Below are 14,031 nucleotides of genomic sequence, written 5' to 3'. Positions count from 1 at the left end.
CGGTGCCCTGATCGACAGGGCGCCCCGCGCACGATTTCGCGTTGGTGCAAGAACCTACGAAGAGAGAGCAAGAGACTTGAACGCAGAGATCCTTTTCCTGGGCGGCGCGCGCACGCCCTTCGGCAGCTTTGGAGGCTCGCTCAAGGACCAGACCGCCACCGACCTCGGTGTTGCCGCGGCCACCGCCGCGCTGCAGCGCTCGGGCGTGTCGCCCGACGCCATCGGGCATGTCTGCTTCGGAAACGTCTCCCAGACATCGGCCGACGCCATCTACCTGGCCCGACACGTGGGGCTGCGCAGCGGAGCCGCGGTGACCACCCCCGCCCTGACCCTGAACCGTCTCTGCGGCTCCGGCTTTCAGGCCGTGGTGAGCGGGGCCCACGAGATTCTCACGGGAGATGCCGAGCTCTGCCTCGTGGGAGGCACCGAGAGCATGAGCCAGGCTCCTCACGTCGTGCGCGGCGCCCGCTGGGGCATCGCCCTCGGCAAGTCGCAGCTCGAGGACAGCCTGTGGAGCAGCCTCACCGACAGCTACTGCCAGCTCCCGATGGCGCTGACGGCGGAGAACCTCGCCAGCCAGTACGGCATCGATCGCGAAGCCTGTGACGACTTCGCCTATCAGAGCCAGGACCGGGCGCGCACCGCCTGGCGAGAGGGCCGCCTGGCCGAAGAGGTCGCCCCGGTCGAGCTCAAGGGGCGCAAGGGGCAGGTCACCGTCTTCGCCAAGGACGAGCACTTCCGCGAGGACGTGAGCCGAGAGGCCATGTCGAAGCTCCCCACGGCCTTCAAGAAAGACGGGGTCATCACGCCCGGCAATGCGAGCGGCATCTGCGACGGCGCGGCAGCCCTGGTCATCGGCTCACGACAGGCCGCCGACCGTCATGGCTTGAAGCCCTGGGGGCGCCTGGTGTCATGGGGCATCACGGGCTGCGACCCGTCCATCATGGGCATCGGCCCGGTCGAGGCCTCGAGACTGGCCTTGAAGAAAGCCGGTCTGACCGTGGCCGACATCGACCGCGTCGAGATCAACGAAGCCTTCGCGCCCCAGTACCTGGCCGTCGAGAAGGAGCTGGGCCTCGACCGCGCGCGCACCAACGTCAACGGCGGAGCCATCGCCATCGGTCACCCGCTGGGCGCCAGTGGCGCACGCCTGACCCTCACGCTTCTGCACGAGCTGCGGCGCACCGGAAAGCGCTATGGGCTCGGCTCAGCCTGCATCGGCGGCGGTCAGGGCATCGCCCTCGTGGTGGAAGCCTATCACCAGTAGCGACGCGATGCACACTGAGGAAGCGTCCATCGATGGCCTTCTGGTCTGTCGCAACCTCGTGAAGAGGTTCGAAGGCAAGCAGGCCATCGATGGCGTCTCCTTCGAGGTGCGCCCCGGCGAGATCGTCGGGCTGCTCGGGCCAAACGGGGCAGGCAAGACCACCCTGATCCGGATGATCATCGACATCTTCCGGCCAGACGCGGGAGAGATCCGCTTCCTCGGGCGCACGATGCAAGACCCTGCGCCGCCGGAGCTTGCGCAGGGCCATCGCCTGATGCGCGACCTCCTCGGCTATCTCCCGGAGGAACGAGGGCTCTACCGTCGCGGTCGCCTCGGCGAGGTGCTCGAATACCTGGGCCAGCTGCGTGGCCTCACCCCGAGCCAGGCGCGTGAACGCGTCGTCGCCGATCTCGAGGTCGTGGGGCTCTCGGCCTACAAGGACCGGCCGGTCATCGAGCTCAGCAAAGGCATGACGCAGCGGGCGCAGATGGTGGCAGCCAGCGTCCATCGCCCTCGGCTCCTGGTGCTCGACGAGCCGTTCAGCGGTCTCGACCCCATCGGCGTGCAATGGGCCCTCGAGCGCATCCGCACGCTGCACGCCGAGGGCGCCACCATCCTGCTTTCGGCGCACCAGATGGCGATGGTGGAGCGCCTCTGCCATCGCGTGGTCATGATCAATGGCGGCAGACGGGTGCTGTACGGAACCTTGAGCGACATCCGTTCGGCCCATGCCCCCGCCAGAGCCCTGATTGAGACCCCGGACTCCCTCGACGCGCATCCCGACCTGCATGTTCGCAGGGTGGGTGCCGAACGCTTCGAGGTCACCCTGGGTCAGCAATCACCGGAGACGCTGCTGCAACGGCTCCTCGGCGCTGGAATCGCGGTGCGCGGGTTCACCATGACCGAATCCACCCTCGAGGAGATCTTCCTCGAGGTGGTGAGAAAGGGGGCAGAGGATCCCGCATGAACCGCATCTCGGTGGTTGCCCGATACGAGTTCACAACCCACGCCCGACGATGGGAGTTCCTCGTGGTGACCCTCGGCCTGCCCATCATGGCGGCCCTCCTCGTCATCCTTGCGTCGGTGCCGAACTTCTTGTACCTGCGCCAGCGCCAGATGGAGGTGCGAGGCGTGCAGGTCGGCCTCGTCAACGCGCCGGCGGCTCTCGCCTTCCCGTCCGAGCTCAAAGGCGCGGCGCCGTCGCGGGAAGGCGCGCCCCAAGAGCCGCGTGGCGTGGCTTCAGCGGGGGGCCTCACCCTTCCGCAGACCTTTCGGTTTCAGCGATACGCTACGGTGGCCGAAGGCGAGAAGGCGCTGCTCGACCACACCGTCGAGTACCTCTACGTCTTCCCGAACGACTACGTCACCACGGGGCAGGCAGAGTGTGTCACCCTGCGCCGAAGCCCGTTCGATGTGAGCGTTCGCCCTCCGATGGCCATGCTCATCCGCGAAGGGCTTCTCGCGGGAAGAATCGACGACAAGACGCTGGCGCGCGTGCGCGTCCCTCTCCTTGAGAAAGCCGTCGTGCTCGACGACCGCGGCCGTCGCGTGAGCGACCCCTTCGCCGATCAGGTGATCTCGGTCGTGCTTCCCTACGCCATGATGGCCCTTCTCGTGATGTCGCTGCTCGGTTCCTCGACGTACATCTTGCGGGGGCTGACCGAAGAGAAGGAGAGCCGCATCCAGGAGGTTCTGCTATCATCGGTTCGCCCCGCCGATCTGTTCTACGGCAAGATCATCGGTCTCGGCGCCCTCGGTCTGGTGCAGGTGTCGGTCTGGCTCGCCTTCGGGCTCCCCCTCGCCGCGCGCACGCTGTCGGCCTTCTCGATCGGAGCCGATGCGCTGGCCATCTTCGTGCTCTACTTCCTGCTCGGCTTCGCCCTGTACGCATCGATTCTCGCGGGCATCGGGTCCATCGGCAGCACCGAGAAGGAAGCCAACCACATCTTCGCCATCTTCGTGATGCTCTTCTCGAGCCCGCTGCTGTTCCTGCCCATTCTCCTCGATGCGCCCAACGGCGCCCTCGCGCGTGCCTTCTCGCTGTTCCCGTTCACCTCGCCGCTCATGATGGTGATGCGCAGCGTGAGCACCCGCGTTCCCACGGGAGAGCTGGCACTGTCGATCGCCCTCCTCGCGGCTGCCGTCGTGGCGGCGCTGCGCGTCTCGCTGAAGGTCTTTCAGGCCGGCCTGCTGATGTACGGCAAATCGATCCGTCCCGCGGAGGTGTGGCGGGCGCTTCGATCGTGACCTCTTCGCAACGGCGGAGGGCTGAAGGACTGCCCCTCCGCTGCCCTGAACCTCATGCCTGTGATGTCCACCATCGACCCGTGGTCCCTCGGCGTCCCTCCGCGCAGCGCTTCCCCCGCGGACATGCTCGACCTCAGCGGAGCGCGGGCACCGCTCGGGTATGCGCCCATGACCGCAAAGCGCATCGTCGAGTCGACACGGTCTGACGCAGTACCGTGGCGTGACGCGGTAAGCGCCCTCGTCGACGCCCTCTCACGCAAGTTCAGCCTCATACCGGAGCGCATCTGTGTGGGGGCTGGCACGCGGGTTCTGCTGCCGGCGGTTCTCCAGGCCCTGAGCGAGACCGATGGAACCCTTGCCTTGCCCGAGCTGGCGCCCCCCCTGCACACCCTGTGCGCCGCGCGCACGGGGCTGCGCCAGGTGCGCGTGACATCAGGGAACCCACTGGCGCCAGACCTCGAGGAGTGGAAGCGGGTGCTCGAGCGCGAGCGTCCCGCCCTCGCGCTGCTGGCCCATCCGGCCAATCCGGGCGGTCATGGTCTCGATCGCGACGCCATGGCGTCACTGCTCGGCGCGGCCCTGGCCTCAGGGACCTGCCTCATCATCGACGAGGCCTATGCAGACTATGCTGAGAAGGCAGAGTTTGCCCGTGTCGTTCCGCTTCTCGAGGAATCGCCCCATCTGGTGGTGATGCGCTCATTCTCGTCGCTGCAGGGGCTCGAAGGGCTTCCCACGGCGTTCACGCTCTCAGCCGTGGAGACGGCCGTGCGCATCCGCCCCGCCACCATCGGTCTCGAGCCTGGCGAGATGGCGGCTCGCGCGTCGACCGCAGCCGTGGGAGAGACCACGTTCGACCAGATGATCCGGGAACGGGTGGGCCGCGCGCGGTTCGCGCTCTACCGAACGCTCACCGAGTGGGGGCTGACCGTGGACTCGGGCGTCGCACCGTGGGTGGTCGTCACCGTCCCGGACAGCGGCGACGCAACAAAACGCCTCGCCGCGCGCGGGCTGCGCGTGCGCGACCTCGCCCCCTGGGGACTCCCGGGCAGGATCCGCATCCGTGCCGGGACCGAGGACGAGGTCGCCCGCTTCATCAGGGATGCGAAGCCGGTGCTGACGAAGATGCGGCCCCCGGCGTAGCCGCCGCGCTCGGCGCGGCAGATGCACCACCCGGAGCGGCCGACGCCCCACCGGAAGGGCTCGTTCCATCGCCCTTCGACTCGACGCGAACCTTCAGCATGTGGTCGCCCTTCTGGATCTTCGCGACGTTCTCGACGCCCTTCGTCACCTGACCGAAGACCGTGTACTGCCCGTCAAGCTGGGGCACGGCCTCGAGACAGATGTAGAACTGCGAGCCGGCGCTGTTTGGGTCTGAGGTGCGCGCCATGGCCACGGTGCCCTTGAGATGCTTGTGGGCGTTGAACTCCGCGGGAAGCGTGAACCCAGGACCGCCCGAGCCGTTCCCCTCCGGATCTCCCCCCTGCACGACGAAGCCGGGCTCGACGCGGTGGAACGTGAGGCCGTCGTAGAAACCGTCCTGGGCGAGCTTGACGAAGCTGGCGACGGTCTTGGGGGCCTCCTTCGGATAGAGCTCGAAGACGATGTTGCCGCGCTCGGTCTCGATGACCACCTGCTGCTTCGCGTACTGCGTGAGATCACCGACAGGCGGAGCGGCCGTGTAGGTGGGACGATTGGTCTTCGCGCCGGATGACACGGGGGGCGCGCCTTGCGCGGGGGGAGAGGCTGAGACCTTCTGATCGGCGGCCTGGCAGCCGCTGGCGAGAAGTGCGCTGACGATCGACGCTGTGACAGCGAGATGACGAATGTCCATGAGAGCTCCTTGATATCGTTGAGTGTGCGGTAGACAGATCACCGCGGGAGGGTCTGGGTCGGTTCGCAACCGATGAAGGGAAACCCTTGCGCCCCACGAACCGACGGATCCGTGACGCCACCGCCGACCCGAAACGACGCAGAGATGCCCCTCACCGCCCATCTGGGCGAGCTGCGCGGTCGTCTCATGTGGTCGATCCTGGCCTGGGTGGTCGCGTCCATCGGGGCGTGGTTCCTCACGCCCAAGGCCATCGAGCTCATGCGAAGACCGCTGGGCAGCGCGCATCTGGTCTTCCTCAAGCCCACAGAGGCCTTCATGGTCTACCTGAAGACCGCCATTCTCAGCGGATTCTTCATCGCGCTCCCCTTCGTGCTCTACCAGGTGGCGGCTTTCGTGGCCCCTGGGCTCGAGAGCCACGAGAAGCGCTGGGTGCGACGGGTGGTGCCCGGCGCGCTGCTGCTGTTCATCACGGGTGTGGTGTTCGGCTACTACTGCGTGCTCCCGGCCGCCATGTCGTTCTTCATGAGCTTCCAGACCGAAGACGTCAAGGCCATGATCTCGCTGTCGGAGTACATCGGTTTCATCACCATGATGCTCATCGTCTGCGGCCTGATCTTTCAGACGCCCATCGTCATCCTGATTCTCGCGGCCGTGGGCCTCGTCAACGCAAAGATGCTGCGTCAGAACCGCCGCTACGCCATCCTCGCGATCTTCATCATCGCCGCCGTGGTAACGCCGACTCCAGACGCCTTCACCCAGTCGATCGTTGCGGCCCCGATGATCGTGCTCTATGAGATCAGCATCTGGCTGGTGGCCGCCACGCACCGCAGATCACCAGAGACAGCGACGAGCGAGAGCACACCCCCGCCGACGTGAGGACCGCATCGACCGCTCAGGCGGTCGTCTCGCCGGCAGGCCAGATGGGCGTGGTCAGACCCGCCCCGTTGTCGACCATCTGCTCGCGCGCCTCGGCCGCCTTGTCGCGAAGCGCCCTCCCCTTCTCGGGCGATGGATCGGCCACCAGACCGTAGGTGCGACGTCCCTCGTGCTCTTCCGGCAGATACTCGGTGACGGGGAGACCTTCGGGCGTCACGAAGAGCAGGCAGTGGCAGTACTTGAAGATCTGCATCTCGTCACAGGCGCACATCCAGCGACGGTTCTTCGCCTCCTCGCCCTTGTTCGGGTAGAAGTTGCACGGGCACAAGGGGCGGCCGATGGTATCGAGGTTCTCGGCCAGGCCGAGCACCACCGCCTCGGTGATGGAGCGATCCGGATGCAACGAGGTGCCGCTCTTCTCGGCGAACTTCTCGGCATACTTCCACATCTTGTCGAAGTTCTTCTCACTGGGGCGGTTCTTATCGGCCATGTTCGTTGCCTCTCGCGTGACATTGTGGCAGGACTGCGCGGGGAACGCCCTTCGACGCCCCCGGTTTACCTCCCCTGCTCACCCCTGCAGAACCTGACGTGTGACGGTAGATGTACCCCAGGGGCGATTCACATCAAGCATCAAAGCGAAACGGCCCTCTCACGAAGGCCGTCTCATCGAACACGACGCTGCCCGTCTGCTCAGGAGGCCTGGGTGTTGGTCTCCGCTGACTCGGTCTGCGCTGCGGGCTTCACGACAGAAGCCTCTGCCGCGGGCTGATCGGCGGCCTTGACCGCAGGCGTCTTGCCCGCATCAGCAGCCTTTCGGTCCTTGAGGGCGTTGAACTGCGGACGCCCCGGGGCGGCGGCAATCTTCTCCTCAACGGTGAGCTTGTTCGCGTTGTGCTTGCGCAGCAGACCCCGACCGATGCTGAACGCCAGGCGTCCGACACCCAGCGCCATCACACCCGCCGCGACGGGCACGAGAGCGGGGCTCATCACGCCTGCGATCATGGCGCCGCAGACCGCGACCGAACCCGCGCCGACGATGGTGTCGAGCGCTCCCTGCACGCCGAGCTCGACGCGATTGGCCTTCGGAGAGTCTTCACGGGTGAGGCCCGCCTCGATCTTGTCAATGCCCTTCTTGATCCGAAGGGCATTCGAGATGGCGCCCGCGCCGGCCGCCAGCACGCCAGGGATGGGCATCATGTAGGGGAAGCCCATCAGCGGCCACCAGTTCAACCCCTTGGCGCTCGTGGCGCCCTTCACGGCGTTCCAGGCGTACTCGTAGCCGTAGTAGTTGGCAACCTGGCCGAAGTTCATGAGCGCGCGCTGACCCGGCATCTTGCCCATGAGGTCGTCGTCTTTCGACACCATCTTGAGCAGGCTCTCCCAGCGCGTCTCCTTGGCCATCGAGGTGGTCTCGTAACCATGGGTCCCGCCATTGGGAAGGCCGTCGATGTGCGACTTGCCCACCTTGTCGTGGCCGTAGTCACGGGGGATGTAGGCACTCATGCCTGTGGCGCCCTCGAGGCTGCGCCCGCCGAATCCACTGATGGGCGCGTGCTGCTCAGCGATGACGGCTTCCTGGACGGCCGCCATCACATCTTTGGCCGCCTCGCCGATCTTCGGGTTGACGGCATTGAGCTTGTCGTCCTTCACCAGGACGCGGGCGAAGTCTCCGAGATCGCGATAGTCGACGTATGGCTCGAGGTGCATGTCGGCTGCGATCATGCGCTGCGCACCCTTGATGTCGGCGCGGATCTGGTCGATCATGGCGGGGTCGGCCTTGACGGCGTCGATGAGCACCCCCGCCAGGGCATCCATCGCGTTCTTCACGCTCTCCATCTTCGACAGGTCGATGGCCGACTGGGTGGGCGTGAACATCTGACTTCCGAACTGGTTCTTGGCCTCGAAAACGAAGAGCTTGGCCATCTCTTCCGGGGTCAGGTCGCCCTTGGTCTTGATGGCTTCCTGCACATCCTTGGCCACCTCGTGCTGCGGCGTGGTGCCGAAGACGCCTGGGATGGGGAGGCGGAGGCCCGCCTCGACCTCTTGCGACCCCACCATGTAGCTGGCGGCGTTGCGCATCTCGTAGCCGACCTCGGCCTGCTGCATGAGGCAGGCGTTCCAGTTGAGGACGTCGAGCTTCTTGCCTGTCTCCTGGGCCACCTGCTCGAGCGCCGCGGCCAGATCGTGGTTCTTGATGATGTGACCCGTCTCGTCATCGACCATCGATCCTTTGAAGCCTGCGCCGTGATCCCACATGACCAGGGCGTAGTGCTCCGCGGGGTAGTTCTTCATGCCCCATTCGACGAACTGCCGCAGGTTCTCGGCAGACCCCATGTCCTTCTGGCCGAGGTCGGTGAGCTGGCCTGAACCGCCGTCCTTCTGCACGAGCCCTTGCAGCACGCCCTTCTTGGGCATCCCGAACTGGGCCACGAGGTTCACATTCTCGTCTGAGCCGACCTTGTCGATGGCGTTGTACGAGTGCTGGGCCATCGGAGCAAGGTTGTTCTTGCCGTCAAAGTAGTACAGGATGGTCCACTTCTTGGGCTGTGCGCCAGACGCTCCGACAGGTACCGACATGGTCAGATCCTCCTAGTGCGGTCGCCGGAACTCTCGCGCGAAGCGCAACGGTCTCATCCCCGGCTGTTGAAGACCAGTATATCACAGACGGCCGTCGAAGTATATTACAGGAAGATGAACAAACCACAGGAGTGAAATCCCTCATGAACAGGTCGTACAGCGCCCCCACCATCCACTGCCACAGCTGCGCAGGGCTGATCAAGGAGACCCTCGAGGACACCCCCGCGGTGCGCTCGGTCGCCGTCGACGTGGCCGCCAAGACGGTGACCATCGAGTACGTCAGCGCAGACGGCGAGCCTGAGGTGCTGCGTCTCCTCGAGGCCGAGGGGTACCCCGTCACCCCTTGCTGAAGCGTCCGGGCAGGCGAGCTCATCGGGTTTGAATGAGAGTCAAAGCGGGTATCGTGCTCACGACGGGTCGCGCACACCCTGCGTGCCGACACCTGGCGGGAGCGAGGGTGCGCAGAGGCCCGTACCTGCTTGATCAGCGCCACCCCCACCCGTGCATCCCGTGGCCCGAAGGGGCTCACGGGACAGCGACACGGCGCCGATCCTGCAATGACGAGCACAGAGGTGATGATGTTGAATTTTGTTTGACATGTTGCTATAATACGATTCACGGAAAAAGGGGCTCAGTCATCGCTGCCACGTCTCCGCGCATCTCCGGAAATCTCCGGAAGCCGAGGACCGCTTCGAGATGAGACCTGTACAGACGATAGCCGTAGAAGGAAGGAGAGGGGGTGAAGAGTATGCGCAACGAAGCGTGGGCCACCTACGTGAAAGAGAAGCGCAAGACCCGGCACCTTACGCGCCGCAAGCTGGCCGAACTGGCAAAGATCGACCCCAGCTACGTGACGCTCATCGAGAGGGACGGTTATGTCCCTCGCAAGGACAAGGTGCTCGAGCTTGCAAGAGCGCTCGAGGTCGACGTCGACCATACCCTGCTGGTGGCGGGATATGCTCCCGAGAAAGTCTCCCTGAAAGACCTACTCGATCGTCTCGAGGCCATTCACGCCGAGAAGAGCATGGACCGCGAGCTGCGGACGGCTTTGCGAGAAGTCATCCATCTTCCGAAGGACAAGCAGAAGGAGCTGGGTCACATGATCATGGTCCATCTGCATCCTGGCAAGGAAGAAGTCGGTCGCGGGAAGAAAGCCAACGTGGCCGGTCGTGCCCACTCCTGAGCCAGCACGAACGGGGACCCTGTAGGAACGCAAACCCCCAGGCTCGATACGAACTGGGGGTTTTTGCTTGGGAGGCAGTTCCATCTCCAACGTCACCCTCGCCGTCTGTCTCGCACTGATCGCCGGACTCGCCGACCTCGTCGGCGGTCTGCTCACCGTCGTGCGCGGCAGGGCAACCCGAAGATCAGTCCTGTACGCCACCGCGATCGCGGCCGGATTCATCGTGGCAGCCGCCATCCTCGACCGCGTTCCCGAGGCCATCACGCCCTCCAATCCGCGGGGGCCTTGGTTCATCCTGCTCGGCTTTCTCGCCATCTACCTCGTGGAGAACCTGTTCTCGACCCACGCCCACGTCGACGCTCCCCACGGTGACGACGAGCACGGGCACGAAGACGAGCACGGGCATGCACTCGTGAGCCAGTTCCAGCCCGAGGAGTGCAGCATCTCGCCTGCCGCCGCCACTGCCGCCTATCTGGGGCTGCTGCTGCACACCCTGTTCGACGGCATCGCAATCGCCGCCGGCTTCATGACGTCACGGCACACCGGCTTCGTGATGTTCCTCGCCGTGATCTTCCACAAGCTACCGGAGGGGTTCAGCGTGGCGGCGCTCATGCTCTCGGCCGGTCGCACCGCCCGGGCCGCCGTGGTCTCGGCGGGCATGCTCGGCATCGCGACCCTCGCCGGTGCACTGCTGGCGGGGGCCGTGGGCAGCGTAGACGCAGGATGGGCCCAGACATTCCTCACCCTGGCCACCGGCTCGTTCATCTACATCGGATGCAGCGACATGATCCCGGCCACGAACAAGGGGCGCGACCGCTGGGCGGTGTTTCTGGTGGTTCTGGGGGTGGGGCTCTTCGCGGTTTCGAGCAGCGTGCTGCGCAGCGTCGGCATCGTACCCTGACCTTGAGCCTGCGTCTCAATCCACGGGTCAGCCCCCCTGCCCTCGACGGTCGGGCCACCAGGCCGGGGCGACAAAGCCAGGATTTCCGTCATGATTGGCCAAGGAGAGCCCTATGACAGACGAGCGCCGCACATCGAAACGATTTGCCATCCAGCTGAACAAGATCACGGGGGCGGAGATCACCCGTGCAGGCCAACGCCCAGCGGTCTGCTACATCTACATCGTCGACATCAGCCAGGGCGGCCTTCGCATCACCACCGACGAGAGCTTTGAGGTGGGCGAGGTCTTCGGACTTCACCTGCAGCTGCAGCCTCCGCTCAGCGGAAAGGTGGAGGTGGTGTGGAAGAAGCTCCTCACCGGCGGCACCAACGTATATGGCGTGAAGTTCGTTGATGTGTCGGAGACCCTCTCCACGCAGATCGCCGACTTCATCGAGAGCTACTCCGAAGAAGCCAAGCGACGCAGGGCGGCCGCAAACTTCAACCGCGTTCTGTCGATGCAGTTCCCCGAGGTCACCGGCGAGCAGAAGCTCTACGCGCTCACGAGCATCCTGTCCACAGACGGCATGCAGATCACCACCGAGACCGAGCTCGAGCCGTCCCGGCAGTATGCCTGCGTCTTGTGGCTCGAAGCCGATCAGCCTCCCATCGCGCTCAAGGCACGGGTGCACGAGGTCAAGGCCGCGGTGTTCGACCGCTACAAGATGTCCCTCGTGTTCGAAGCCCTGCCGGAAGGCGCCGTCGAACGCATCAACACATTTCTCGACAGCGTGGTCGATGGCTCGGTCGCGCAACAGGGAGCCCGGCCAGAGGTGAGCTTCGAAGATCCGTGACCGTCTGCGCCTTACCGAGGCTCCGGCGCCATCATCGGAGGCGGAGACGGCGAGGCGCTCCCGGGCGGAGGCAGCGGCGCAGGTGGCTCCTCGGCATTGGGCGGAACGAACAGCCGCCCCTTTGCGTTCAGAAGGCCCTTGTCGGCGGTGAGGCTGTCGATGACCGCGGGCACGGGCAGGGTGCGCAGATCTGCCAGCGGGTTGATGCGGTCGAGCGCCGCGGAGACCAGCGCCGGAGGAACGGGCAGAGGGCCGATGCGCAGGTCATCGGCCTTGAAGGCAACCTTGCGACCGTCCTCCACCTCGAGCCTTCCCTGAAGAACCGTATCGACGGCAGCGCTGAGCAGTCGCGCGGGGAGCACAACCGTGACCGTCCCCCCCTGAAGCTGAACCTGGGGATTGCCAAGGCCGTGCGTGCGATGCGCTGCCAGCCTGCTCAAGGCCTCCTGCGTCACGTCGATGTCGAAGGTGGCGCTCTCCACCCGCTCAACGCGCTTGCGGCGCGTGTCGACCTTGAGCTTGTGCAGCACCACCGCGAGACGCTCGATGACGAGCCCGTCCTTGGTGCGAACCTTGTGACCGGTGATGCACAGATCTTCGATTCTTCCTGCCAGCAGATCGCCGTCTGAGGTGCGCTCGATGTGAACCTCGTAGCGCTCAGCGGGCCCGATGAGGCGAGAGAGGCTCTTGCGAACCCCATCTTCGGCCAGGCTACGAATGCACCCACACGTCGCCAGCATCGCAAGCGCGAGAAGAAGCAGGCTGCCGTTGCGCATGCGATTCACACCCATCCTCCTCTTCGAGTTCTGCTGCCGATGGAAGTTTCCCCTGTGCGGTGGAGGCTTCGCCCGACGACGCCCACGCCGCCATCGCCGCGTAGGCGAGAACGACTTCGAGGACGCCCGGGCAGGGCACCTGCACGGAGCAGAGCGGCAACGCACGAATGTGCGAGACCACGCTGAGCACGACACCGGCTCCCCGCTCCACAACCTCCACCAGCAGAGCCACCATCGGCAGGAGCACCCGATCGGGCAACGGCCACCCAGTGCCACTGTGAAGGAGAGGCCCCATCCCCGACAGCAGCAGGCCCCCCACAAGAAGACCCTCGCAGAGCGGAACCACAACCGGATTGGCCACCACGCCGCCGAGGGAGATCTCCCCGAAGTAGAGCGCGGTGAGCGGTGCGGCCGCGATCTGGGTAGCCAGGCTCACAGACACCGAGACACGCACCACGCTCGGCACGCGCGCGAGGCGACGCGCGATAGCGGGTCGCAGAACCAGGATTCCCCACACGCACGCCACGCTCAGCTGAAAGCCGGGCTCTGCAACGAGACTGGGGCTGACCACCGACATGATGAGCACCGTGACGGCAAGAGAGCGACGGCCATCGGTGATGCGACCGCCAGCGAACGCCATGAGTCCGAGGGTGCCCATGAGCGCCGCCCGGATCATCGACGGAGACGCACCGGTGACGAGGGCGAAGAGAGCGACCCCCGGCACGGTGAGCAGCGCGGCCCGCGCACCGCTCACCCCCAGCCAGCCCAGCACGGCGAACGAAACGCTGATGACCAGCGCCACGTGTATTCCGGCAGTGACCAGCACGTGATAGGTCCCCGTCTCCCGAAAGGCGCCCACCGTCTCACGGGGCAGCGCGCGCGCCTCGGCCAGGGTCACGGCCTCGACCAGGGCCGCCGCATCCGACGAGAGGGAGCCTTCGATGCCCGCCTCCATCTGACGCCGCAGCGCGGCGGCCGTCTCGAGGGGCCAAGGGAGACGCCCTTCCCCGCAGGCGGTGATGGCCGCCGCGCTGGGCAGACGGATCACGTCTCGAATGTCCCGTTCCGAAAGCCACGCCGCGTAGTCAAAGCCCTCTCCTGAGCGTGGGCGCTCGAGGGTTCCCCTCGCCACCACCTCCCTTCCCCAGCTCACCGGGGTGAGGTGACGATCGACCGAGCGCATGGTCACGAGCACCCGCGCGGAGACCCGCTGCCAGCAGCAGCCGCACGCAATCTCGCGCACCTCCATAACGACGCGACACGCGTCCGGCGTGCGCACCACCGGCTCGCAGACCGTTCCCTGAACCACCACCGGCCGCCCCTGGAAGACGTTTGGAAGGGCGCGCATGCAGGGATCTGCCACGAGCGCCACGCGCAGCCCCCCTGCCAGGAAGGCCGCCAGCAGCGTGCGCCTGCGCGGCATCGCGCACATCAGCAACAGGACGGCGGCGCCGGCGGCAATCCCGTGCCGCGGGGCATGCAGCGCCCAGGCCAGCCCCAGGCAGAAGGCCACCGTCACGCCGGTGGGATCGGCGCGAAGG

14 protein-coding genes are annotated in these 14,031 nt (G+C 65.9%); 9 read left to right on the top strand and 5 right to left on the bottom strand.

Annotated features, from left to right (window positions below):
• Positions 1-97: 97 nt before the first annotated feature.
• From EB084_08690 to EB084_08675, 4 genes are read left to right on the top strand one after another with little or no spacing between them, the layout of a single operon-like run.
• On the top strand, positions 98-1,267 hold the full coding sequence (locus EB084_08690) for an acetyl-CoA C-acetyltransferase (GenBank protein NDD28324.1): 1,170 nt from the start codon (positions 98-100) through the stop codon (positions 1,265-1,267).
• Complete coding sequence (locus EB084_08685) at positions 1,197-2,234, top strand: ATP-binding cassette domain-containing protein (GenBank protein ID NDD28323.1); 1,038 nt, start codon at positions 1,197-1,199, stop codon at positions 2,232-2,234. Before EB084_08690 ends, EB084_08685 begins: the two co-directional genes overlap by 71 nt.
• Positions 2,231-3,514: an ABC transporter permease gene (locus EB084_08680; GenBank protein ID NDD28322.1), complete on the top strand. Its 1,284-nt coding sequence runs from the start codon at positions 2,231-2,233 to the stop codon at positions 3,512-3,514. Before EB084_08685 ends, EB084_08680 begins: the two co-directional genes overlap by 4 nt.
• A 54-nt stretch (positions 3,515-3,568) precedes the next feature.
• Positions 3,569-4,654: an aminotransferase class I/II-fold pyridoxal phosphate-dependent enzyme gene (locus tag EB084_08675; protein ID NDD28321.1), complete on the top strand. Its 1,086-nt coding sequence runs from the start codon at positions 3,569-3,571 to the stop codon at positions 4,652-4,654.
• On the opposite strand, the gene EB084_08670 is transcribed toward EB084_08675, so the two are convergent.
• Complete coding sequence (locus EB084_08670; protein NDD28320.1) at positions 4,608-5,345, bottom strand: peptidylprolyl isomerase; 738 nt, start codon at positions 5,343-5,345, stop codon at positions 4,608-4,610. The genes EB084_08675 and EB084_08670 overlap by 47 nt on opposite strands.
• Positions 5,346-5,417: 72 nt before the next feature.
• On the opposite strand from EB084_08670, the gene tatC reads away from it, so the two are divergent.
• Positions 5,418-6,221: a twin-arginine translocase subunit TatC gene (gene tatC / locus EB084_08665; GenBank protein ID NDD28319.1), complete on the top strand. Its 804-nt coding sequence runs from the start codon at positions 5,418-5,420 to the stop codon at positions 6,219-6,221.
• 16 nt (positions 6,222-6,237) lie between these two features.
• Here tatC and EB084_08660 read toward each other — a convergent pair whose 3' ends face one another.
• Together EB084_08660 and EB084_08655 are read right to left on the bottom strand one after the other, a co-directional pair.
• On the bottom strand, positions 6,238-6,711 hold the full coding sequence (locus EB084_08660; GenBank protein ID NDD28318.1) for a ferredoxin:thioredoxin reductase: 474 nt from the start codon (positions 6,709-6,711) through the stop codon (positions 6,238-6,240).
• A gap of 200 nt (positions 6,712-6,911) precedes the next feature.
• Entirely contained in the window at positions 6,912-8,798 is a 1,887-nt protein-coding gene (locus EB084_08655; protein NDD28317.1) for a hypothetical protein, read from the bottom strand.
• A gap of 143 nt (positions 8,799-8,941) precedes the next feature.
• Here EB084_08655 and EB084_08650 point away from each other — a divergent pair, with 143 nt between their 5' ends.
• From EB084_08650 to EB084_08635, 4 genes are all read left to right on the top strand, one after another.
• Positions 8,942-9,148, top strand: a complete 207-nt coding sequence (locus tag EB084_08650) for a heavy-metal-associated domain-containing protein (GenBank protein NDD28316.1) — start codon at positions 8,942-8,944, stop codon at positions 9,146-9,148.
• A 398-nt stretch (positions 9,149-9,546) separates the two neighbouring features.
• A complete protein-coding gene (locus EB084_08645) occupies positions 9,547-9,981 on the top strand; it encodes an XRE family transcriptional regulator (protein NDD28315.1) in 435 nt (144 codons plus the stop codon).
• A gap of 46 nt (positions 9,982-10,027) precedes the next feature.
• Entirely contained in the window at positions 10,028-10,882 is an 855-nt protein-coding gene (locus EB084_08640) for a hypothetical protein (protein ID NDD28314.1), read from the top strand.
• A 112-nt stretch (positions 10,883-10,994) separates the two neighbouring features.
• Complete coding sequence (locus EB084_08635) at positions 10,995-11,714, top strand: PilZ domain-containing protein (protein NDD28313.1); 720 nt, start codon at positions 10,995-10,997, stop codon at positions 11,712-11,714.
• 11 nt (positions 11,715-11,725) lie between these two features.
• On the opposite strand, the gene EB084_08630 is transcribed toward EB084_08635, so the two are convergent.
• On the bottom strand, positions 11,726-12,655 hold the full coding sequence (locus tag EB084_08630) for a DUF2993 domain-containing protein (GenBank protein ID NDD28312.1): 930 nt from the start codon (positions 12,653-12,655) through the stop codon (positions 11,726-11,728).
• A partial coding sequence (locus tag EB084_08625; protein ID NDD28311.1) for a ComEC family competence protein occupies positions 12,426-14,031 on the bottom strand: 1,606 nt, incomplete at its 5' end. The genes EB084_08625 and EB084_08630, both read right to left, overlap by 230 nt.

This window comes from Pseudomonadota bacterium, from assembly GCA_010028905.1.
Lineage (GTDB): Bacteria > Vulcanimicrobiota > Xenobia > RGZZ01 > RGZZ01 > RGZZ01.
This window is presented reverse-complemented; position numbering and strand designations above follow the sequence as displayed.